Here is a 23,355-nt window from a genome sequence, read left to right as displayed (position 1 = left end):
CCTCGAAGGAGTATTACAAGACCTCATCTGATTGTTATGCGTAACACAGTGGGAAGGAGGCCGGAAAAGTGGTTCGACCGGTAGCCCGTACGCTAACAGTCGACATATTGTTAATCCTGTTGATTCTCCTTCTGACCGCCGTTGAGGCCGTCTCCGGCGGTGGGCGTTTAAACGTCATGGTTGTGCAGAATCAGCGCAGCACAATTTCGGCCAGCATAACCAATTATTATGTGAACGCACGCGATATCCCGCCTGAAAACGTCTGCAGAATCGCATGCTCGACTGACGAGCTTGTGAGCAAATCTGAGTTCGACACCAACATATTAGCGCCCATTCGTTCATTTCTTCAAAACACAAACTTTCAGGACAGTATAGACTATATTGTCCTGACAAAAGGTGTGCCGTTGAAGGTGGTCGGGACAGAATATGGCTACGGCAGCCCACTTTCAATAACCAGCATATTGACATGTGCAGGCGAAACAAGTGTGACTGGCGATCTCGACAATCCATATGGTCCGATGGTCATTGAGCCCGTCGAAACTGCTTTCTCACATACACTCGATCTCGACGGTTACCACCTGTACCTGGTTACAAGACTTGATGGTTACACATTTGATGACATCAAAAATATGATAGACCGCAGCAGCACACATGAGCATTCCGGCTCTATTGTGCTTGATCGCAAGTACGTAGTAAACCCATCCGGCTCGACCACTTTACTCAATGGCTGGCTTACGGAGGCGCAGACTATCCTGTCTGAGCGAGGTATACCCACTGTCTATGATGACACATCGCTGTTTGTTCACGACCAGACGGGACTGATGGGATATTTTAGTTGGGGAAGCAACGACGGCTCCTTTACTTATTCCGCATACATCAGCAACACTTTTGCGCCGGGCGGGATTGCTGATTCTTATGTGTCGAGCAGTGGCCGCACATTCCTGCCGGAAGATGGCTACCCGGACTCATGTCCGGCAAGTTCACAGTCCCTCATTGCCGACATGATTACAAATGGCGCATGCGGTGTGTCGGGATTTGTGGCTGAGCCTTATACTGCCTACGCAACGTATCCTCAGGTGTTGTTTGACAGATATACTAAAGGATACAATATGGCCGAAAGCTTTTATATGGCATGTCCAAAGTTGTTTTGGAGGTCTGTGATAGTAGGAGACCCACTTATGGCTCCATACTCGACTCCTCCGACTGTTGAAGTGCTTTCGCCGGAAGTGCCAATAACAGGAACATCCGCGACTATATCGGCAATGGCTGCAAGCCCCAGTGGGATATCCAGAGTGGATTTCTATATGGATGACAAACACCTGGGCACAGCTTCAACCCCTCCATATTCCATAACATTCGATTCAACCCAATATACTGTTGGCCCACACGAGATTGACGTGAGAGCAACAGACGCAAGTTCTGTTGCCGTGCAGGGCTGGACATCGACCACAATGACTATCGAAAACCCGATTTCAAACCTGAGTGTTATTTCCGATGCATTTCCCAGCCCGGATGGACAAGGTGTGCGAGCAACAGCAAAAGTAGTTAGCGCCGGAACTGCCGAAATGGGGGGTGCCGAATTTTATATACAAGAAGAAAACGGCACCTGTGGGATACGTATTGTCTCTTCGACTGATGTTATGGAGGGTGATGTGGTCACGGTTGTCGGCAATTTAGCGACTATATCAGGCGAAAGGAGCATTGAAGCGACCAGCGTAGAAATTTTGGAGAGCCAGACAAAAGAGGCAAAGCCATTCGGCATGCCGAATAAAAGTGTCGGCGGGTCTGATATTAATGAATACACTTTGGGTGTGACAGACGGCTGTGGGCTGCGCAATATCGGCATTCTTATCAGGACATGGGGCACTGTAACATATGTGGGTGATTATCAAGAAGACTTTTTCTATATTGATGATGGCAGCGGGCTTGAAGATGGCTCTGGTTATGACGGCATAAGAGTCGTCTCACGCAGCCTTTCAAAACCTGTATACGGGCAGAAAGTATGTGTTACTGGAGTAAGTAGCTGCAAACACTTAAACACAAAAATTATTCCAATAATCAAACTCCGCAAACAAGCGGATATATTTGTGAATGCCGAATAGCTCCATGGTCTGGTACAATTGCTGGGTTTTTAATATTTTTTGTTTTTGCACTTGACAATGCACCGATTAAAGGATACAATCACATCGATTGAAAAGGTCGCTCTCCAGGCGTAAGTGGGGTGCAGCTTGTACGCATGGGATTGACACTAATATATCAGTAAATAGTGGTGTCGCAAATGATACCAAAAGCACCAACTAGCCCACACATTAGGAGGAGAAAATGATGTTGAAGTCGTTGAAGAAAACGGCTGCTCTTGCCTTGGTCTTGCTGCTGGCGTTATGTGTTTGTGCATCAGCCGGCATCGTTGCCCAGAAAACGAGCACTCTAACTGGTTCGGGTAATGTAAAACAACTTACATGCGATGCTGTTGTCAGCCTTGACGCTGGAGTTTACACATACAGCTACACATTGACCTATGACCTCGGACCGGATGCTGTCCACATTTATAAGGTACAGAACCCCAACTATTCTGCATATTTCGATGCCGATAATACACCTTATGACGCAAGCAAGTTCGATAATCCAGCTGATGGTAACAGTGGTTGGGTTGCATGGCTTAATGGCGAATTGATAGAAGGTGAAAGTCGGGCGTTTAGTTATCAGTCATTCTATGCACCAATGGAGATCGATGTATATTGCTATGCAGTAGACGGCGGATCTGCAGCAATAGGAAAAACACTTGGAATGGGTGATATGATACCTGAGCCGAGTTCTTTGATGGCTCTTGTATTTGGAATTGTAGGGACAGGGTCACTGATTATCAGACGCCGCAAATAATCAATCGTTGCGCGAATGAAGTTTTCCACGTGCAGCAGGATGCAACCTCATAAAGGAGGGTTGAGCATGAGGAGAAGTATCAGATTCGCTTTAATAATATGTGCTCTCGTTATTGTTTCAGGCGCTGTCGGAATAGCTCAGCCTCAAAATCCGTATCAGAGTGTAGTGAGTCTGAGTTTGGGTGATTCGTTTATCGATTACTCAAACAATCTAACGGCACAGGTGACAACCAATATAGATGGTTCATACCATTATGAATACACGTTGGACTTTCAGCAGTCGACATATATGAGTGGTGAGGCGCTGACAGAGTTCAGTGTGGCCAATAGAGATAACCTGGCTTTTACAAACCAGGGAAGCGACCATGTTTTTAGCAATGCAGTGAGCAGTAACTCTGTGTTGTGGGTGAATGGTAATGTTGGTGTTGGAAACACCGTAAAATTCTGGTATGACTCATTCTATTCATACAAAGTAGTTGAAGTCACTCTTTCTGGTGGGCTTCCTTCAAGCGGCGATACTCTTGGGATGGTAATTCCCGAACCAAGCAGCATTATCGCACTGCTGACTGCTTTGGGCGGATTTGCGTTTTTGCGGAAAAGACGCTAAATGCAAGTCATTAAAGGAGAGAGGGAGAGAAGATGAGCCGGATGAATTGTCTCCGGCTCCTTGTTTGTACAGTCTATCTGTAGGCTATGGCAAGACATGCTCATCAATGTTACATTGTGGAGTTTCGCCAACTTTTCCAATTGTGTATTCGCCGCTTGCAGGGCATGATGGTTTTGATTTCAATAGAGCAGGGACAAGATCGTTCCACTCAACCGATTGACCATTGCTGAGTTTTTCTTCAGCAGCATATTCTTCCTTTGCATGGGAAATGTGCCACAAGTTTGTCAGGCATGTTTTTGTATGAGAACTCGTGCGTGCCTTCAGGAAGTTCGGAATGCCAATCGTAAGCAGTATGCCGATTATGGCTACAGCCAGCAACACTTCGATCAGCGTAAATCCCCGTCTGTAGTGCAATTGGTCTGATTGCATTGTCGACAATTCCTTCCTTTTTCAGTATTATATTGATTTTTATACGACCAATCCGAATTATGCGGAAAGCGCATAATTCGGATCTCAGAGAGCATTATTCACGTTCCTCGTAAATAATGCAGGCTAACCTGTTATTCCACAATTTTGTGTTCTCTGTTTTCAAAGTCTGTATACGTAGTTGTGTCCATGTCCCAAAACTCGAGAGGTACTGGGATTTTGCCGCTGCCGTTTGGCGCATCGATTACGTAAGTCGGACATGCCAGGCCGGATAATTCTTTTCTTAACCTCGTCATAATGTTCCGCTCCTTTGCCGGGTCCACCCGGAAGTGCATTGCTCCGGGAACCGGGTCACAGCGATAAATATAGTATGGACGGACACCCATCTCGAGAAGCTCATTGAACAGGTCATGGAGTGTCTGATAATCATCATTGATTCCCTTCAGAAACACGGTCTGCGAATACAGTATTACGCCGGAGGATATGAGTCTCTTGCAGCAGAGCAGAGTTTTGTGCGTGATCTCGGCCGGGTGCTCGAAATGTATGCCGACATATACAGGCTGTTCTACCCGCTTAATTACTTCAAGTTTGGCCTCACTTACACGTGCAGGGTCACTTACCGGCATACGTGTGCCAATCCTGATTACCTTGATTGTATCAAGCGACGATATCGTTTTGACTGTATAATCGAACAAGTCATCATCGACAATAAACGGGTCTCCGCCGGATAATATTGCCTCTCTTACTTCTTGGTGCGCCTTCAGGTAATCGATCCATGCATCGATGTGCGATTTATCGATCTTGCCCCGTTCTATATCCGACACCAGCCGTCTGCGAGTGCAAAATCGGCAGTATGCAGCGCACTCAGCCGTCATAAGGCAAAGCACACGATTGCCATATTTATTGATCATGCCCGGCACTACTTCATGCTCTTTTTCGCGCAGAGGGTCGGCATCCTCAGTCAGTTGATCGTTGACTTCGAGATTGCTGACCTCAAACTGCTTTCTTATGGCTTCTTCATAGAGCATCAAACGCTCGACATGTTCGGTTGTCTTGGAAATCATAGCTGCTGCCAATTACTTTTGACTTATTGACTTTCTGACCGACATGGCATCATCACCGCATCGACCATTCCATGAATCAATTTTTTGTCTTTAGGACAGGCCGTCGCCAGCACTCCGCCAAGACTTGCTTTCTCATCTGCCACAAAATAATATGGACAGAGCCTGACACGCGCCTGCATCTCGCGAATTTGGTCGTTTCCCAAGTACTTTACCCCAATGAGTGCGCCGTCATGAAACGGTTGGATCACATATGGGCTGTGGTTGAAACTGGAAAGTGCCATATCCACCGTCTCCGTCCATTCGGCAGCCGGCATGTCGTGGCCGATCCTGACTCCGCGCGAACCCCACGCCAACTCCGAGAAACCCGATGGTTTCAGGACCAGACGCCTGTCCTTCTGAGTTCCCTCCATTATCTCGCGCCAGTCTCTTATAGGTCTGCCGCGATAGATGAAGCCTGAGATATGCGCATGCGGCGGTACTGGACGATTGTCCATTATCCAGGTTGGCGATATCATATCGATAAGCAGCCTATAGTTGTCGTCACCAAGAGATTTGACCCAGTAATCGTTCAGTGACTCGTTATGCAAAAGCGCAAGCAGAATTTTTTCTTCCAGATAGTGCTTGTACGGAGGAGTAATTACCGCCATTTTCTTTCGCGCGGCGTAAGAGACCAGTTCAGACTTGGGGATATTAAGCAGGTCGAAGAGCTCAAAGAACCTGTAGACCAGATCGATTCGCATTTCTCCGGCAAATAGCCCGTTTTCAGTAAACTCGACCTCGTTCGGGCAAAGTGTATATGCGCGCAGCCCAATTTTCCGCAGTTCGTTTGCCAAATAGGTCATCTCAGGCAGATAGTCGACCGACTCATCCGAGACGATTATTGCGCACACCGGGTCATCGACATTTGCCGCCCCACGCAGAGCCTTAGCAAAGTTTTCTCGAATACCCCTTGCCGAGCCGACAATATCGAACCCTGCATCCGCATATGCTGCTGACAGGCAGTCCAGATGTCCAAACCCGCCCGGCACGCTGTCAAGCTCGGTTATCACAAACCCATTTTTAGTGATCAGTATATCGGGCCGAATGATTATTGGAACCGAATGCTTGTGATAGTGCATGCGTGCATGGCGGACCAGATCATCGGGTTTGCCTATATCGAGATATTCACTTACCCATTCCTGATCCGAACGCAGATAAAGCTCGTTTGCGCCATGATAAAACCTGACCAGCGCCTCGCCCAGTCTTTCCAGTTGGCTCACTTGATCGGAACTGAGTGTGAAAGGTTCAGGCGAAACCAGGTGTGAGCGCAGCCCATGTTTGGTGCTCCATATTCCGGCATTTGTTACGTGTGATTGCACTTTGCTGCAGGTGTTTTGCACTATGTCGCCCAAGATTAATACTCCTTATCAAGCTCTGCATTTATTTACCCGCGAAATTCTCCTGCCAAACATTGACAATAAATCCAGCGTTCTGCTACAATACCCTTGGACATGGCCCCCGAGGAAAGTTGTCCAAGCAAAAATCCCCATGAAAACTATGGCTCTGGGGCATTGCTGTATTACGGAGTCCCGATGGCTAGTGAAGAACTGATTCTCATCCTCGATTTTGGCGCACAGTATACGCAGCTTATTGCGCGCCGTGTACGTGAGTGCAGGGTATATTGTGAGATCATACCCTTCGACACCCCGGTTTCTCAAATAGTGGCACAAGCGCCCAGAGGAATAATATTTTCCGGTGGACCGGCAAGCGTATACGAAGATGGCGCACCAAGATGCGATAAAGCGATCTATGATATAGGTGTGCCCATACTCGGGATATGCTATGGCACTCAGCTTATGGCCTATCACCTGGGCGGGAAGGTCACGCCGGGTGTCCAGAAAGAGTTCGGGCGCACGGAACTCGAAGTGATTGATTCTTCAACACTCTTCTCGCGGCTTGATAAGAACCTGGTCTGCTGGATGAGTCATGGCGATCTCGTGGAAGAGGCTCCCGAGGGATTCAAGGTGGTTGCACAAACTGCGAGTACTCCCGTCGCGGCGATGGAAAACCCCGAGAGGGGACTATACGGCGTGCAGTTCCATCCAGAGGTCGTGCATACACCATGGGGGACTGAAGTTCTTCGCAATTTCCTGTACAAGGCATGCGGTGTGCAAGGCTCATGGACACCTGCCTCGTTTATCGAGACTGCCGTTAAGGATATCAGAGCGCGGATCGGCAGTGATAAGGTCGTCTGCGGAGTAAGCGGTGGCATCGACTCGGCGTGTGTAGCGGCTCTGCTGCACAAGGCCATAGGCGACCAGCTTACATGTATATTCGTCGATCACGGACTGATGCGCCTGAATGAAGGCGAGAGTGTGCGCCGAACATTTGAGGACCATTTCAAGATCAAGCTCGTGTATGTCGATGCGCAAGAGAGGTTCCTTAAACGCCTTGCGGGTGTGCTTGATCCTGAGCAGAAGCGCAAGATTATCGGTGAAGAGTTCGTGCGTGTCTTTGAGGAGCATGCCTCAAAAATTACTGACGCAAAATGGCTCGGTCAGGGCACGCTGTATCCCGACGTGATAGAAAGCGGCACCAAGAATGCCGCCGTCATCAAATCTCATCACAATGTGGGCGGACTGCCCGAGGACATGGTCCTCAAGATAATAGAGCCGCTGCGATATCTCTTTAAGGATGAAGCAAGGGAAGTCGCCGAGGAGTTGGGTCTGCCTGAAGAGATGGTCTGGAGACAGCCGTTTCCGGGTCCTGGTCTGGCGATACGCATTGTCGGAGAGGTCACTAAAGCGCGGCTGGATACGCTTCGACATGCGGACGACATAGTCGTAGATGAGATCAAGCATGCAGGTCTGTATCGACAGCTCTGGATGGGATTCGCGGTACTTGCGCCAATAAGAAGTGTGGGCGTGATGGGCGACCAGCGCACATACGACGATACGATAGTGGTGAGGGCGGTGACCAGCCAGGACGCCATGACCGCCGACTGGGCTAAACTTCCATATGAGGTGCTTGAGAAGATCAGCAACCGGATCATCAATGAAGTGCCGGGCGTGAATCGAACTGTGTATGATATTAGCTCGAAGCCGCCTGCGACTATTGAGTGGGAGTAAAGTATGACCGATCCCGGCGAAAGCACAGCCGAGGTGTTGATCCCACAAGATAAGCTGCATGCAAGAGTTGCCGAGCTTGGAAAGCAGATCAGCTATGATTATGCGGGCCGGAGTCTGCTTCTTATAGGTATTTTGAAGGGAGCGGCTATCTTTCTTGCCGATCTCATCCGGCAAATCGAACTTGATGCTGACTATGACTTCGTTGCAATTTCCAGCTATGGCGGCGATAGGCACACTTCGAGCGTCGTGCGGGTTCTCAAGGATATAAGCTGCAGTGTCGAGGGGCGCGATGTGCTGATAGTTGAGGATATAGTCGACACGGGCTGGACACTGCGCATGAGCTATCTGGTTGAGAATTTGATCGCGCGCGGAGCATCGAGCGTCAGATTATGCACCCTTCTGGATAAACCCGACCGCAGACAGGTCGACGTGAAAATCGATTACTGCGGGTTCGAGGTTGAGGATCGCTTTGTGGTCGGCTACGGCCTTGATTATAATGGACGGTATAGGAATCTGCCGTATATAGGGGTAATAAAAGTAGAATAATTCACGAGTTTGTGTTTAAGGACTGGACAAAACACGGTATTAAACCTATAATATAGATGTCTAATAACAGTCCTCATTGTTGTCTACTGGACTTTCCCGGGTGTAAACCCTCCATCATTCATTATGTTGATTCCAACACTATTGCGTACTTGCCCGGCATATATTTGTCATGGCAATAATTGCGTTAAACCTCATACATGAGGCTATCCCAAAGAGGTGATTACAAATTGGAGCCCTTGGAACTATCTGAACTAGAAAAAAAATCAGTTGAGGAATTAAAGGAGATAGCAGACACTCTTGGAGTGGAAAACGGCTTCTCGAAACGCCAGGATCTTGTGATGAGTATCCTCAAGGCGTTTGCTGAGAAGAGTGGACTCATCTTCGATCAGGGTGTGCTGGAAATTCTGCCTGACGGCTGGGGTTTCCTGCGGCACTCGAATTTCTCGCCCACCTCGACCGATGTCTATGTCTCCCAATCACAAATAAAGCGGTTTTCTCTTAAGACTGGAGACATTGTATCGGGGCAGGTGCGTCCGCCAAAAGACACTGAGAAATATTACAGTCTGCTGCGCGTACAGGCGGTGAGCAACCAGAACCCCGAAGCGGCCAGGGCTCGCAAAAACTTTGATGACCTCACACCGATATATCCTAATGAGCAGCTTGTTCTCGAAACTACACAGGACAATTATTCCGCACGCTTTATAGATCTTATCTCGCCTATCGGCAAGGGACAAAGAGGCTTGATCGTAGCTCCGCCAAAGGCCGGTAAGACAACTCTGCTGAAGACCATGGCAAACAGCATTACCACAAACTTCCCGGATGTTGTGCTCATTGTTCTTCTGATCGATGAGCGGCCTGAGGAAGTCACGGATATACGCCGCTCGGTCAACGGAATGGTGGTCAGTTCCACATTCGATGAGCTGCCCGAAAACCATATGCGCGTTGCCGATATGGTCCTTGAAATGAGCAAGAGGCTGGTCGAGTCGGGCAAGGACGTAGTGGTGCTGCTCGACAGCATTACCCGTCTTTCAAGAGCATCGAACCTTACTGTAAACCCAAGTGGAAGGACCCTATCCGGTGGTCTTGACCCAAGCGCCCTATATAGACCTAAGCGCTTCATCGGCGCTGCCAGAAATATCGAAGAAGGCGGGAGCCTTACAGTCATAGGGACAGCTCTTGTCGAGACAGGAAGCCGCATGGACGATGCGATCTTTGAAGAATTCAAGGCTACGGGTAACATGGAACTGGTACTGGATCGAAATCTTGCCGAGAGAAGAATATTCCCTGCAATCGACACGAAGAAGTCCGGTACTCGCCATGATGAACTGCTTTACAATGATGATACATTAAAACGAGTATGGCAGTTGCACAGGCTGCTGGCTGCTCTGGATACCGCTGAGGCGACCGAACTGCTGCGCGATCGACTAAAACATACGAAATCCAACAAGGAATTTCTACAGATCGTGGATAAAACTCTTAAGAGCAACGATATAGATTAGTACACATGCTGATGGGGTAATGATACCCAGTGTATTTTAGAAAGGGTAGCATCATTGGCTGAAAATTTTGGATTCGAGGAAGATGAAAACCCGGAAGAACTGTTTCCGCAGTCCTTGAGCGGTGAAGGGAACACAGGTGAAGACGAAAGCAGCCTTGAGCCCAGAGAAGTCAAGGTTATGGGTGTCTATGAGCACAAGGAACAGGAAGGTGTTCAGCCGACTAACTACTTTGTGCTGCTCAAAGATGCCAGAGGGCGTTCAGTCTTGATCTGGATCGGTAAATTCGAGGCTATGGCGATATCACTTGCGCTGGATGGTGCCTCGGCTGATCGTCCAATCACTCATGACCTGCTCAACAATGTGATCAATCGCATGGGGGGCAGCGTCGAGAGGGTTTTGATAGATGATTTGTGGAACAAGACCTACTATGCGAAAGTCACAATTGCCCACGAGAGCAAGGTCGTTGATGTAGACAGCCGCCCTAGTGATGCGATTGCCCTTGCTCTAAGAGCCAAAGCTCCTATCTTTATGCTCGAGGGAGTTATTGAAAAGGCGGCAGTTCACGAAGAATAATAAAAATTAAATATCGCAAACCTAAGCCCGTTGGCAATTTGCCTTCGGGCTTTTTTGCGTTTGCACAGAGTCGCTTATAGACTTAGCGCATAAACAACTGATAAAAGACAATACCGTTCTATGGCAAGAAACAGTAGAGCTATGCTGCTCTGCGCTGATGTTTCTGGCAGAGTTCACCAGATGACATAAGCACATTGCCAAGAGCCTTAACGATCTCAGGTGCGTAAAACGTTCCGATGTTGCGAGTTAGCTCATCGAATGCTTCCTGAGACGATATTTTTGCTCTGTATGAACGTTCTGACGTCATCGCTTCATAGGCATCTGCGACTGCTATTATCCGAGAAGGGTAGGGAATTGCCTCGCCTCGCAGGCCGTCTGGGTATCCTGTTCCATTTAGCCGCTCATGATGATGTCTTATGATGGTGCTTACATAAGCTAGTTCATCAATAGCTCCGACAATCTTACAACCCATTACAGGATGCTGCCGCATGGCTGCCCACTCCTGTTCGTTGAGCTGTGTTTGCTTGTTGAGAGCGCTGTCAGGAAGCACAAGTTTTCCGATATCGTGCAGGCGAGATGCGAATTCCAATGCGCTGCGCTCCTGCGCGGGGATGTTGAGTTCATCGGCTATTGCGAGCGCCAAGCCGGTTACCCGTTGACTGTGTCCGGCTGTATAGTGATCTTTTGCATCGATTGCAGATACAAGCGCATCTATGGATTGCAGCATTAGGCCGATGCCTTTTTGCGCCATTCTTTCGCGCTCAAGACGGCATCTCTCCACATTTCGCTCGACCAGTATAGGCAGTTCAGCCGGATTGAACGGCCTGAGAAGCACGTCTGATGCGCCGCGCTGAAGTGCTTCTCGACTCTCTTCCAAGAGGTGACTTTGAGTTACCAAGACTACCGGCATCTGTGGATGAATAGATGTTATATCGCTTAATGCTCTAAGACTTCCGTTCGGCAGAGCCTCTATGCTCACAAATGATATGTCGAAAACTTGAGTGCGCAGAACCTCAATTGCCTCTGATGCAGAAGCGGCTGCTCTTACATCGCATGATTGTGTGACGAGTGTCTTGTAGATATCATCGGCATGCCGTTCGTTTGGATTTTCAACGACCAGGATCTTCTTACGTGCACGGCTTGTCGAATTTGTTCCACATACATTATCATCATCTACTGTGCTTGCGCTTCCCCATACTACTATACGGTTGCGTCCAGTGATTTTTGCATGATATAGCGCTCTGTCAGCCTTTTCGATCAATTCACTGACATCGCTGGAGTCTGTGGGATATTCTGCTATTCCCATGCTTATAGTAATGGTGCCGCGATCATATGATTGTGTTGCGACAGAACTCCTGATCCTGTCTGCAATTGTTTGTGCTTCTTCCTTATCTGCTCCCTTAAGAAGAAGAGTGAACTCTTCACCGCCATAGCGTGCTGCCAGGTCTCCCTGCCTTACTTTCGCATTCATCACTCTGGCGACTGTCTTCAAAACGCCATCACCAGCCTGATGACCATGAGTGTCGTTGTAAATTTTAAAATTATCGACATCCGCCATGACCAGACAGAACTTTCGGTTGCCCCGTGTTGATGATGTATGACGACACATCTCATGCAGAGTCTGTTGAAATGTTCGATGGTTTGCAAGTCCTGTAAGCCCATCGATCGTGGCTTGTACTGAAAGCTCTTGATTTGCGCCGGCAAGGTCATCAAGTAAGCTGGAAGACTGCTCGATAGCCAGGGCATATGAAATCATCGCAGAAGCCTGTGCCGCCACAGCTTCTATAAGATGGATGAGGTTTTTGACATTATGATCAGATGGATAAAAAGCTGCAATCGCGCCGCTTGCTCCAACCTCAGACCTGATTGGACAAGCCAAGACTATTCCGACACCACTATCTATAAGGTCATGCATGGCCTCATTGTCCGGGCCAGCCGATTTGCTATCGATAACGAGGGTGTCGCTGGTATTTCTATCTGTCACCAAATTCCCGGCCAGGCTGAGAAATGCAGCTTGCAGTGTTCCGCTGACTTCATCAGTGCATACGCACTCGATGCCTCCAAGGCATGGGTCTATTGTAAAAAGCGCTACAAGATCTGTGTCAAGCGCATCTTTTGCAGCAGAAAGGATGCCGGTCTTTACGTCACACATGCGGGCATGCGGACCAGAATTGGACATGACGGCGAACACTTGACGCAGCTTACTCAGAGCATTCGAAGCAGCCTCGTCATTGCATTCATTCGCCTCCTTATCGTTATTATTACGAAGTCCCCGCACTGTGAGGAATATGCACCAAGCACATACCATACCAATGAATGTGGTTTCAAGCAAGCTGTGGTAGGCGGCAGCGTACAAGGTTAATCCAAGCATAAGTATGGTAACAAGGATAAGTGCGACATTCTGAGTAACAATAAATTGTATTGTTTTGGCTAATCGACGTATTTCCACGATATTATTATCGGCATAAAAATGCAAGTCTTTAGTGCAAATATATGGCGGTTGTGTGACCGTTAGCTTAAGAAGGTGATGCGTTGAAAACGCAAATTGAAATTCTGCGATCAGCCGGCGCTCTGAAAGAAGCACTTTTAGCTGAAAATTTGGACTACGGACAAATAAGGTGCAATATATGTCAGCGCAGATGCCAAATATCGGACGGCGGGGTGGGATACTGTCGTACGAAAGTCAACTATGATGGCAAACTTTATGACACAATATATGGAGTCATATCCTCCTCCGCTGCAGATCCTATAGAGAAGAAGCCGGTGTTTCATTATAAGCCGGGCAGTCTTTGTTATTCAGTAGGAACACTGGGCTGCAATTTCCGATGTGTTTTCTGCCAGAATTGGGAGATAGCATATGCAGATGCTGTTGAGTCTGCAGGTTATTGCAAGACCGGCGTGAGTCCTGAAATGTTGGTGCGATTGGCAAAAGAAAATCAATGCGAAGGCATAGCATGGACGTATAATGAGCCGTCAATCTGGTTGAATTACACCCTTGATTGCGCAAAGCTCTGTAAGGAAAATGATCTATACACGGTATATGTGACCAACGGTTACGCAACGCCAGAAGCCCTTGATCTCATCGGACCGTACCTTGATGTGTATCGAGTGGATATTAAGTCGATGGACAATAACTTCTACAAGCAGTTGATAAAAGTGCCGTCGGTGCAAGGCATTCTTGATGTGACTGTCCGTGCAAGAACAGAGTGGGGGATGCATGTCGAATGTGTGACGAATATAATCCCAGGCTGGAATGACAGCGCGGACAATTTGACTAAAACTGCCCGCTGGATTGCCGATTATCTGGGCACAAATACGCCATGGCATGTCACCAGATTCTTCCCATATGGTGAGCTTTCTGACGTTCCACCGACTCCACCGGAGACTTTGGAAGCTGCAGTCAGAATAGGCAAACAAGCAGGGCTGAAATTTATCTATCTCGGCAATATGCGCACCGAGACCGGTGAGAACACATATTGCCCGAAGTGTGGTAGTCTGGCTGTGCGAAGATCGGGTTATTCCACACAGATTGTGGGAGTAACAAAAGACGGTAGATGCACTACCGACAACGATGATCTTAACATACGAATGTAGTTTGTGATATCACACCCATTTGCCTATTATTAGACAAACGCTTCGAGGGATAGGTGTAATAAGAGATGCTGGTTAACATAACATATATTATGGTGCGTCGCGCTCATCACAACCAAGGTGTAAATCGGTATAAATGAATAAGAGGCGGAGGATTAATACCCTCTGCCTCTTATTTCATAATTATTGCTCTATATAATCTGTCAGGCTGCTGATTTACGCAGGTTCTCAACGGCTTCATCAAGTTTGCGCACTGTCTGCTTAGCTTTTTCAAATACATCGTTGATGTTGCGCATCTCAGGCTCATTGTGGTTGGAGACATAGACACCAACAGCCGTGGCCACTGCAGCCACACCGACAATTGTGCCTAAAACTATAGCAATTGTTTTTTTGTCACTCACAGCGCGTTCTCCTCGAAAATGCAGGGCATTTTCGTTCCCTTCGTGGCGAAACATAACGGCGCTGCGGAGCAGTCGCGAGAGTGTGTTCAAGCCACGATTCCTAAGTCTGAAGTCAATTACTAGAGCTTGATCTCGTATCGGACATCACCATTTGGTCCGCCATCCATCGAGTCGAAAATTCTCTTTACAAAGGAGAGCAGTTCCATTGGGTTGAACGGCTTGGTCAGGTAACAGTCGACACCAGACTGCCAACCCTTAAATACGTCCGCATCCTGTGCCTTCGCGGTTAACATAATAACCGGGATATCTCGTGTGGCAGGGTTTCTGCGCAGATTTTGCAGCACTTCAAACCCGTCCATATAGGGCATCATGACATCGAGGACCATCAGATCGGGTCTCTCTGACTCGACCTTTTCGAGCGCCTCTTTACCGTCATTAGCGGTAACAACTTCATACCCAGCCCGCTCAAGGTTCACCTGAACTAAGCGAACAATGTGCTTCTCATCATCAACGGCTAGAATCTTTCTCGCCACGCTGGGACCTCCTTATTATTCCATCGACTTCAAGTATATCACGAGCATAATCCCGGGGTCAATTAATCCTGAGTCCCAGAAGTAGTATTCGGCAAAAAATTGTCGAAACTGCAGTATTGATCCCCCACCCTAATCACTTTTTGTCTGTACATCAGACGATTTCTGCTTGCCTTTTACAGCCATAATCCTGTGAATGCAAAGCCCGGCGCCCGTCAGAACAACTGCCCATGTGCATAACATGAATATCCAGCCCGCAGTAGTCAGCTTTATTGCAGAATCATTCATATTTTGCCACCTGCCTCATCTTGCTTCAAGTGCCTGGATCGACGTATCAAAAATGCCAATGTAGCTATCACTAACACCATCAGCAGCCTGGCAGCCCAGCGCCATGGCACTTCTGGAGCGGGAACCGAACGCATTAATGCGGCTGATTTACCGTCTTGTGCGATCCACGCGACAACCAATACAGCCAAATAGACCGGAGTAATGTATTTCAAGACGTAATAGACGATCTTCGGAAGCCGTATATCCGCGCCTTGGTTGATCTCGGCCCAGGCCTTGTCGGCTCCGAAGACCCATACAAAAAGTATCACTTCGATCAACGCAAAAATTACTATACCCACTGTCCCTGCCCAAAAGTCGACTTCACCCATCACTCCAGGTCCGAATATTATCAGGTTCCCGCAGGCAAATATCACAAACCACACCGCCGCAACAGCCTTCTCTCTTGCCCAGCCAATCTCATCTTCCATGAACGCAACTGCCGCTTGAGCAAGCGCAACAGAAGATGTGATTCCCGCAAAAAAGAGCAGCATGAACCATATGGTCGAGAGGACCTGGCCGAAAGGCATGCTCTTGAAGATCATAGGCATAGTCACAAACGCGAGCGAAAAAGGCCCTTCTTTAGCAATTGCTGTAACAGCCCCGGCGCCTAAGAATGCAAATGCCAGAGGAATGGCGAGTGAGCCGCCAAGGACCACCTCGGCTGTCTCATTCAATGTCACTGTCGATAGACCCGAAAGCGCTATGTCGTCGTTCTTGCGCAGGTAGGATGCATAGCAGGATATAACTCCAAAGCCGACCGACAATGTGAAAAACACCTGCCCTGCAGCAGCCAGCCATATTTTGCTCTCAGAGAGCCTGTCGAGCTGCGGGTTCCATAGGAAAGCAAGTCCGTTGAGTACGTTTCGTTCGGGGTGTTCAGGCACTGGTGAGCCAAGTGTCAGGGTGCGAATGACAAGCGTTGCCGCAAATATGAACAACATCGGCATTGCGACACGAGCCATTTTTTCGATACCGCCTGATATGCCTCGCCACATAACTGCAAAGTTTGCAATTACGGTCAAGACAAAAAATATGTAAGCTGCAGTATATCCATTGCCGCCAAGCAGGCCATTGAAGAAGTCGCGGAAACCAGTGCCGTTCAAATTTGAAAGTGTTCCGTCTGCGGAGAAGCAGCAGTAGGCCAGAGTCCACGATTCCACGCATGTGTAATACATCACAACGCAAAGCGGCAGTGCGATCCCAAGCAGACCGAAATACTTGGCGGCGCGGCTTTTCCAAAGCATCTCGAACATGCCCGGCGCGGTTCCATGCCCTTTCGTCCCGCCGAGACGCCCCATAGCCCATTCCACCCACATCAATGGGATACCGAGCAGCAGCAGCGCCACGAAGTATGGGATCATGAATGCACCGCCGCCATATGCGGCAGCCTGAACAGGAAAGCGCAGGAAATTACCCAGCCCGATCGCATTTCCAGCCATAGCCAGGATCAAGCCGAACCGAGAAGCCCAGCGTTCTCTGCCTTTGATTGCATCCATCTGCAGTTACACACCCCTGATTTATAAGTTGATCTTATCCAGGTATGGCTGCATTGCCAACTGCGCCAACAGGCAGCAGATTGTGGATTCCGAACCCTGGTTGAGGTTGGAACCATCAGGGCCGAGTGCGTCATAGCATCCGCCCGTTACCGGATCGTAAAGCGGAGCCCCGACTGAGTTGTGACCAAAGAACCAGTCGAAGCTGACTTTTGCCAGTTCCAGATATTTCATATCACCCGTTGCATCGTATGCAGCCAGGTATGAAAGTGTGTGATCCAATGGGTCCACCGGCTGCTGATCGTAATAGGCTCTTTCATAGCCATTCACGTACCAGCCGTTGCACCCGATAGGATACAACATTCCATCCAACACACAAACGGAAGTCAGAAAATCGAGAGCCTTGACGGCAACATCCAGATACTCTTTTTTTCCGGAGGTCTGATATGCCATGAATAGTGCCCTCGGCAGCATCCCGTTAGCATACGTAAGCACGTTCTCAAACCACGTCCAGTCCGGTTTCGCATTCCAATTAAAAGCAGCACACAGCGAATCCGCGAGAGCTTCTAGTGCCTGACGCGCATCTTCACTGTCTGGGACGTTCTTGAGGTAATAATGGCAGCCCATTATCATATATGCCCGTGAGCGCAGGCTCTGATTGGGAGTTATCCATCGTTTTCCTGCATCAAAAAGCTGTCTGGCCACTTTTTTGACATTTGAGTGCAATTCAGCAGACAGCGCGTAGCCACACGCCCACATTACACGGCCAAAACAATCATCACTTGCCTGATCGTCCAGCCATACCTGATCGTATGCCATGAAATTGTGAAAATGCCCCGACGGTGTCTGCGCATAATGCAGGAAACTCAGATACTTGCTCACAAGTTGCAATATTTGACGCGAACCCGTCCGCTCGAACTCCATGATCGCCGCGATCAGCGCCCTGGTATTGTCGTCCGTCGTATATCCGGTCCTGCGGTTCGGAATCGAAAATATGGCATGCTGGATGACACCTGTCGAGTCTGTCAGCGTCTCTAAATGCTCAAATACAATTGGAGGATATGTCATTCGGCAGTACCCATCTTTGCCCTCTCGCGAGTCAATATCCTATGGAATAGATCGAGATAGTCGACCGCTACATTAAACCATGCCGCACGCCTGCCATATGCATATGCGGCGTTTTCCATGGATTCTTTTAGCTCTTTATTGTCGAGAATGTTATTGACCGTATCAGCGATACTCTCCGGCGACTCAAAGTCTACAAGCATACCACGCCCGTCCGCCAACACTTCCTCTGCATACAGATATGGCGTGCTCGCTATGGCCTTTCCGCAGCCGAGGGCATAGGCCAGTGTTCCGCTCGTGATCTGATCCTTGCTCAGATACGGCGTCACGTATACATCGGTGGCACACAGATATCGCACCAGTTCGTTGAGTGAGAGAAAACGGTTATTGAACCTCACATTCTCTTCTATTCCAAGCTCATTTGCCGTTTCGATGAGCATGTTTCGATATGATTCACCCTCATTTTTCCTCACGCCCGGATGTGTTTCTCCGAGCACCAGATAGATGACATTCGGGTGCTTTTCCAAAATTTTCGGCATAGCGCGAATGACATATTCGATCCCTTTTCCACGGCTGATAAGCCCGAACGTGGACAGTATCGACTTATCGGTAATACCCAGCGCTCTTTTTACACTGGATGCAGATACTCTATGGACATTCGGCACACCGTGAGGTATCACTGTGGCTTTCTTGGGGTCCACATCATATACATCCAACAGGATATTTCTACCTGTGCGGACCATGACGACCATGACCTCGCACATCCTGCCAATTTCCTGCATAATTCGCTTCTGATTGGGGCTGGGTCTCTGGAGAACAGTATGCAGCGTTGCCACAGCGGGTTTCTCCAGCGCCTCAAGAAAATCGAGTATGTATTCACCGTCTGCTCCGCCATATATTCCGAATTCATGCTGGACGCTGACGATATCGATAGTAGAATCATTTATAAATTTTGCTGCATCCAAATATGATTGTTTGTTTTCTTTGAGCACTTGAAATCTCACCACTCGCTCATACGGCTCGATCTCATGCTCACGCTTGACAGCAATGATATTTGGTTTCGAGAATGGAGTATATTTTGCAACTGAGGATGAGAGGTCTTTGGTAAAAGTTGCGATTCCGCACTCGCTGGGCGGATAGGTCGCTATGTATGCGGGTTCGATCTTGTTCATCGTCTCCCGAAGATATCTGAACAGGCTCAAGTCCTCACTTTTAAGCCATCTTACTTCGTCTCTGAGTGCAAATTCTTCGGGGACGGAAATGTCCACGTGCTGGACTGTCTTTTCATCTGCTTTCGTCATGAACAACAAGACCTCGATCATAAATCGAGGTCGGCCTCCTTCTGTTCTTCTAGGTTACGAGTTTGTGCTACCAGTTAATGCCGAAATTGCCGCGTGCTCCGCGTCATATATAGGAAACACTTTTTCCAGCCCCGTAATCTCGAAGACCTTCCTGATCTGAGGTCCATCGCTGACAATCATAATCTTGCCGTCACGCTCGCTTACCCTCTTTAATCCGCCGACAAGAGCGCCAAGCCCTGAGCTGTCAATATACTCGACCTTGCACATGTTTACGATAAGGTCGATGCCACCGTCGTCTATCATCTCAAGCATTATCTCTCTGAAACGCGCGGACGTATATGCGTCCACTTCTCCGTTCAGTTCGATTATTCTGGTGGTGCCGTTTTTACGGACGTTTATTTGCAGATCCATTTCCATTGCCGATGAACTCCTTTCTCGACTACGACGGCCCAAACTACAGCCCAGAAGTCCAAACCCACCCAACTCATCCCAAGGTTCGGTCTCCCCCAGTACATACTTGCACTTGTCCGGGGTCGTGCTAAATGAATAATTGAATAGTTGCCGGCATGTCCAGCGGATAATTTTATCCTTAAACGCTGTGCTCGCTTTTCCCTTCCTTGGGAAGCAAACACCTCAAATAAACATACCGAAAGCTATTATACTACATTTCCGTTTCGAGTCCATAGCCCAAACATTGACCGAAACAGCTCAGCATTATAGGAGCAAATATGGCTCGGTGGGAACCTCGCCCTCCCGGCACGCTCATTATTGGGGGGGCGAAGCTTTTGCTGAGCCAAAAATTCCCGAATAACTGAACTCTCTCTATTCACTCTGATTATATGAGAGAAGGATAATCACTCATCACAATTGAATTTGCATTTGGAGGTATGAGAGTGGACATTGCAGTAATCGGCGGGACAGGTATTGACGAGATAATGGAAGTCAATTCAATGTCTACACTTACTACTCGCTTCGGGCAGGCGCAGATTATATACGGGCGGCTGAATGGCATAGACTTATTGTTTGTGCCACGCCACGGCAGCGACCATAGCGTTCCACCCAGTATGATAGACTATCGTGCGCAAATTGCTGCAATTAGAAAGCTCGGCGTCACACGTGTGATCGGGATATGTGCCGTCGGCTCGCTCAAGAAAAATTTACCGCCTGGATCATTTGCCATCCTTGGGGACTTTATAGACCTGACCAGAAAGCGCGTAGATACTTTCTTTGATGATCCAGAGGGTCCAGTGGTGCATACAGACTTCACGCTTCCTTACTGCCCGGAAATGTCCGAAGCACTCAGTATGGCGTGCGGCCAGGCAGGAGTCGAGTTTGTTTCGGGTGCCGTCTATGCCGGAGTCGAGGGTCCCAGATATGAAAGTCCTGCGGAAATACGTTTGTATGCGTCATGGGGCGCACATGTGATAGGCATGACCAATATTCCTGAGGTGATCCTGGCTAAAGAAGCCGGACTATGTTACGGCGCCATGGGCGTTGTCACCAACATGGCAAGCGGTATCTCCCCCACTCCACTTTCGCACGATGAAGTCCGCGAAGCCATGACCTCTGCATCGAAAAAACTGGCAGATGTTCTACGTATCGCCCTTGAGAACATACCGGTCGAGCGAGCCTGCACATGCGCATCGAACAAAGCGCTCGTCTTTTAGGACAGACAAATAATCAATACAAAATACTCAATACCAAATTAGCTGCATTGCCAAATATCCAAATCCACTCTAAAATAGATTAGCTGTTTTGTACAAAGTAAGAGAATAAGCCTATGGCCTGCTGATCACAATTTCAGGCCACTTTCCGGGGAGGAATAGAGAATGTTTGCTATATTGTTGTGCGGTGTTGCTCTGTTTCTTATTGCAAGGATAGGTATTCACATTGTCAGGAAGACAAATCCGGCAGAGGGCATGCAGCAATCCTATTTTCGTAAATGGAAAAACACGGCGCTCACGGCATTCGGTTGTGCTGAGTGGTCTGCCTATGTCATCTTACTATGGGGCTTTGTAGTGCGCCGAGTCAGCAGTGCGATTATGTCCGCGGAACCCGGACATGTTGTTGATGCACGTGAAGCAGCACAGTGGGCTGCAGGAAATACTGTTGCCATGGTGATAATTGGATTATTGATCACTGCAGCACTGGTATATGGGATTATGGCAGCAGTATTGAGAAAAAAACTATATGCGGTTCCAGCCGATGCCGATGCAGCCGGCGACTGATTACAACGCGGTTTGGCCATTTACGGTCCGCGAGGGTTAGAATCCGGCCGAACTGAATTTCAAGACAATTATTATTGATAAAAAGGCAATAAAGACCGTACAACGCATCTAGGCACTGGCAGTGCAGGGTCTTCAGGATGCGAATTTTCACGGTCTGTTTTTTGGAGGATTCTAATGAAGATGCTGGAAGGCACCTGGACTGCCGCTGTTACCCCTATGACCAATGATTGCCAAGTGGACTGGGATGGGCTTAAGAAAAACATCGAGTTCCAGATATCTCAGGGGATTACCGGCGTGGTGCCATCAGGCACGACAGGTGAGTCTCCCACTCTCAACTGGGACGAGCACGATAAGGTGGTCGAGAGTGTTATATCGCACTGTAACGGTAGATGCGGCATCCTTGCCGGCTCAGGCAGCAACTGCACATCCGAAGCGATTGCAAGCACCAGGCACGCCGTGAAATCGGGCGCGGAGGCTGTATTGCTTGTGGACTGTTATTATAATGGTCCATCTTCGAGTGAACTTCGAGATGAATATTATGGCGCAATCGCATCGGAGTTTCCAAACACAACCATAGTCCCCTACATCATACCCGGCAGGTCCGGGACCGCACTTGCCGCTGAAGACCTGGCTATTCTAAACGGCAAGTTTCCGAATGTAAACACAGTCAAAGAAGCTACCGGTGACCTCCACAGAATGGCGCATACGAGGAGTCTGCTCGGTGATGGTTTCTCGATCATGAGCGGTGATGATGACCTCACTTTTGACATGATGACTATCGCTGACGTTAGGGCAAACGGCGTGATATCGGTCGTCTCCAATGTCGCTCCAGCCGCACTCTCTAAAATGGTGGCGCTTATCATTTCCGGCGACCAGGAAGCTGCTCGTGAGGTATATGAAGGGCTTGCGCCGTTGTTTGGCATCGTTACTGTCAGGGTAGACAATGAGCGTATTTTGCCCATGGGCAAAAAGGTGACCGTCACAGACAGGTATCGCAACCCATCCGCGATCAAGGTCCTAATGAACGGCCTTGGAATGCCCGCGGGGCCAAATAGAAAGCCGCTCGGCAAAATGTCACGCGCAGGCGTGGAAATTGTAAGGCAAGCAGCCAAGAGCGTTTGGGAGAAGGCACCTGAATTCCTGCAGCCTGTTGGTGAGTTTTACGATGTCGATGTAGAAGCGAGGCTTGCGAACGATTCAATATGGGATAGCCTTGCCCTCTAGGGGAAACTATCGATGCGTGTTTTACGCGGAGTCGTATTTATTCTGGGACTCATTCTGATTATTGTTGGAATCAGCCAACCACTGCTGCCGAAATTCTGGATTCGAGTGTCGAGAGGAATTGTCGAGTCGGAATCACAGATCAGAGTATTTGGGGCTGTGGCTGTGTTTTTTGGAGCGATACTGCTAATCTCTGCGATAAAAAGAGCAGTTGCTTTCATACCATATGTTGCAGCGTTGGGTTTAGTCGCATTTGCATTCGGAATCGTGATGCTGATAAATCCGGGTGCGATGACTGAACTTATGGGCACGATATTCTCGAACCGTTCGGAGGCCATGCAGTATCAAATACTATGGATTGCCGGTATAATACGGGTTGTCTTTGGCGCATTGCTGCTGCTGGCAGTTACAAGAGCAAGGTCACTGCCGGAACAATAGCATCCCTGAAATCGTATGATAACCGTGGCATAAACTCATATTCATTAGGACGGGTCCGC

23 protein-coding genes are annotated in these 23,355 nt (G+C 48.6%); 12 read left to right on the top strand and 11 right to left on the bottom strand.

Going from position 1 to position 23,355, the window contains the following annotated elements; genetic code table 11:
• The first annotated feature begins 68 nt into the window (after positions 1-68).
• The 3 genes from LLG46_11075 (at position 69) to LLG46_11065 (ending at position 3,486) form a co-directional block, all read left to right on the top strand.
• The gene (locus LLG46_11075; protein MCE5323841.1) at positions 69-2,102 is read left to right on the top strand and encodes a TIGR03790 family protein; all 2,034 of its coding nucleotides are present in this window, start codon (positions 69-71) and stop codon (positions 2,100-2,102) included.
• A gap of 220 nt (positions 2,103-2,322) precedes the next feature.
• Entirely contained in the window at positions 2,323-2,880 is a 558-nt protein-coding gene (locus tag LLG46_11070; protein ID MCE5323840.1) for a PEP-CTERM sorting domain-containing protein, read from the top strand.
• A gap of 66 nt (positions 2,881-2,946) precedes the next feature.
• Positions 2,947-3,486 (top strand): PEP-CTERM sorting domain-containing protein, encoded by a 540-nt coding sequence (locus tag LLG46_11065; GenBank protein ID MCE5323839.1) that lies wholly within the window; start codon positions 2,947-2,949, stop codon positions 3,484-3,486.
• 84 nt (positions 3,487-3,570) lie between these two features.
• Here the strand turns inward: LLG46_11065 and LLG46_11060 are convergent, their stop codons facing one another.
• From LLG46_11060 to LLG46_11050, 3 genes are all read right to left on the bottom strand, one after another.
• Positions 3,571-3,915 (bottom strand): prepilin-type N-terminal cleavage/methylation domain-containing protein, encoded by a 345-nt coding sequence (locus LLG46_11060; protein ID MCE5323838.1) that lies wholly within the window; start codon positions 3,913-3,915, stop codon positions 3,571-3,573.
• Positions 3,916-4,046: 131 nt separating this feature from the next.
• A complete protein-coding gene (locus tag LLG46_11055; GenBank protein MCE5323837.1) occupies positions 4,047-4,976 on the bottom strand; it encodes a KamA family radical SAM protein in 930 nt (309 codons plus the stop codon).
• A gap of 23 nt (positions 4,977-4,999) precedes the next feature.
• Positions 5,000-6,367 (bottom strand): hypothetical protein, encoded by a 1,368-nt coding sequence (locus LLG46_11050; protein MCE5323836.1) that lies wholly within the window; start codon positions 6,365-6,367, stop codon positions 5,000-5,002.
• Positions 6,368-6,547: 180 nt separating this feature from the next.
• Here LLG46_11050 and guaA point away from each other — a divergent pair, with 180 nt between their 5' ends.
• From guaA to LLG46_11030, 4 genes are all read left to right on the top strand, one after another.
• Positions 6,548-8,083: a glutamine-hydrolyzing GMP synthase gene (guaA, locus tag LLG46_11045; GenBank protein MCE5323835.1), complete on the top strand. Its 1,536-nt coding sequence runs from the start codon at positions 6,548-6,550 to the stop codon at positions 8,081-8,083.
• A gap of 3 nt (positions 8,084-8,086) precedes the next feature.
• A complete protein-coding gene (hpt, locus tag LLG46_11040) occupies positions 8,087-8,629 on the top strand; it encodes a hypoxanthine phosphoribosyltransferase (GenBank protein ID MCE5323834.1) in 543 nt (180 codons plus the stop codon).
• Positions 8,630-8,865: 236 nt separating this feature from the next.
• Positions 8,866-10,128 carry a transcription termination factor Rho gene (gene rho, locus LLG46_11035; protein MCE5323833.1) on the top strand — a complete coding sequence of 421 codons (1,263 nt, stop codon included), beginning with the start codon at positions 8,866-8,868 and terminating at the stop codon, positions 10,126-10,128.
• 54 nt (positions 10,129-10,182) lie between these two features.
• Positions 10,183-10,701, top strand: coding sequence for a bifunctional nuclease family protein (locus LLG46_11030; GenBank protein MCE5323832.1), 519 nt, complete (start codon positions 10,183-10,185; stop codon positions 10,699-10,701).
• 139 nt (positions 10,702-10,840) lie between these two features.
• On the opposite strand, the gene LLG46_11025 is transcribed toward LLG46_11030, so the two are convergent.
• On the bottom strand, positions 10,841-13,072 hold the full coding sequence (locus LLG46_11025) for a diguanylate cyclase (GenBank protein ID MCE5323831.1): 2,232 nt from the start codon (positions 13,070-13,072) through the stop codon (positions 10,841-10,843).
• Between the two features lie 161 nt (positions 13,073-13,233).
• Here LLG46_11025 and amrS point away from each other — a divergent pair, with 161 nt between their 5' ends.
• Positions 13,234-14,295 (top strand): AmmeMemoRadiSam system radical SAM enzyme, encoded by a 1,062-nt coding sequence (amrS, locus tag LLG46_11020; protein ID MCE5323830.1) that lies wholly within the window; start codon positions 13,234-13,236, stop codon positions 14,293-14,295.
• A gap of 200 nt (positions 14,296-14,495) precedes the next feature.
• On the opposite strand, the gene LLG46_11015 is transcribed toward amrS, so the two are convergent.
• The 7 genes from LLG46_11015 to LLG46_10985 form a co-directional block, all read right to left on the bottom strand.
• Positions 14,496-14,693 (bottom strand): hypothetical protein, encoded by a 198-nt coding sequence (locus tag LLG46_11015; protein ID MCE5323829.1) that lies wholly within the window; start codon positions 14,691-14,693, stop codon positions 14,496-14,498.
• A gap of 119 nt (positions 14,694-14,812) precedes the next feature.
• The gene (locus LLG46_11010) at positions 14,813-15,226 is read right to left on the bottom strand and encodes a response regulator (protein ID MCE5323828.1); all 414 of its coding nucleotides are present in this window, start codon (positions 15,224-15,226) and stop codon (positions 14,813-14,815) included.
• Between the two features lie 129 nt (positions 15,227-15,355).
• A complete protein-coding gene (locus tag LLG46_11005) occupies positions 15,356-15,511 on the bottom strand; it encodes a hypothetical protein (GenBank protein ID MCE5323827.1) in 156 nt (51 codons plus the stop codon).
• Positions 15,508-17,046: a sodium-dependent transporter gene (locus LLG46_11000; GenBank protein MCE5323826.1), complete on the bottom strand. Its 1,539-nt coding sequence runs from the start codon at positions 17,044-17,046 to the stop codon at positions 15,508-15,510. Before LLG46_11000 ends, LLG46_11005 begins: the two co-directional genes overlap by 4 nt.
• A 21-nt stretch (positions 17,047-17,067) precedes the next feature.
• Positions 17,068-18,111: a glycosyltransferase gene (locus LLG46_10995; GenBank protein MCE5323825.1), complete on the bottom strand. Its 1,044-nt coding sequence runs from the start codon at positions 18,109-18,111 to the stop codon at positions 17,068-17,070.
• Positions 18,108-19,430 (bottom strand): glycosyltransferase family 4 protein, encoded by a 1,323-nt coding sequence (locus LLG46_10990; protein ID MCE5323824.1) that lies wholly within the window; start codon positions 19,428-19,430, stop codon positions 18,108-18,110. The genes LLG46_10995 and LLG46_10990 overlap by 4 nt, the downstream gene beginning before the upstream one ends.
• A 33-nt stretch (positions 19,431-19,463) precedes the next feature.
• Entirely contained in the window at positions 19,464-19,826 is a 363-nt protein-coding gene (locus LLG46_10985; protein ID MCE5323823.1) for an STAS domain-containing protein, read from the bottom strand.
• A gap of 476 nt (positions 19,827-20,302) precedes the next feature.
• On the opposite strand from LLG46_10985, the gene LLG46_10980 reads away from it, so the two are divergent.
• From LLG46_10980 to LLG46_10965, 4 genes are all read left to right on the top strand, one after another.
• Entirely contained in the window at positions 20,303-21,076 is a 774-nt protein-coding gene (locus LLG46_10980; GenBank protein ID MCE5323822.1) for an MTAP family purine nucleoside phosphorylase, read from the top strand.
• 162 nt (positions 21,077-21,238) lie between these two features.
• Complete coding sequence (locus LLG46_10975) at positions 21,239-21,637, top strand: hypothetical protein (protein MCE5323821.1); 399 nt, start codon at positions 21,239-21,241, stop codon at positions 21,635-21,637.
• Positions 21,638-21,811: 174 nt separating this feature from the next.
• On the top strand, positions 21,812-22,861 hold the full coding sequence (gene dapA / locus LLG46_10970; GenBank protein ID MCE5323820.1) for a 4-hydroxy-tetrahydrodipicolinate synthase: 1,050 nt from the start codon (positions 21,812-21,814) through the stop codon (positions 22,859-22,861).
• Positions 22,862-22,873: 12 nt separating this feature from the next.
• The gene (locus LLG46_10965; protein MCE5323819.1) at positions 22,874-23,296 is read left to right on the top strand and encodes a TMEM43 family protein; all 423 of its coding nucleotides are present in this window, start codon (positions 22,874-22,876) and stop codon (positions 23,294-23,296) included.
• Positions 23,297-23,355: the final 59 nt, after the last annotated feature.

Source organism: bacterium, assembly GCA_021371935.1.
Lineage (GTDB): Bacteria > Armatimonadota > UBA5829 > UBA5829 > UBA5829 > UBA5829.
This window is presented reverse-complemented; position numbering and strand designations above follow the sequence as displayed.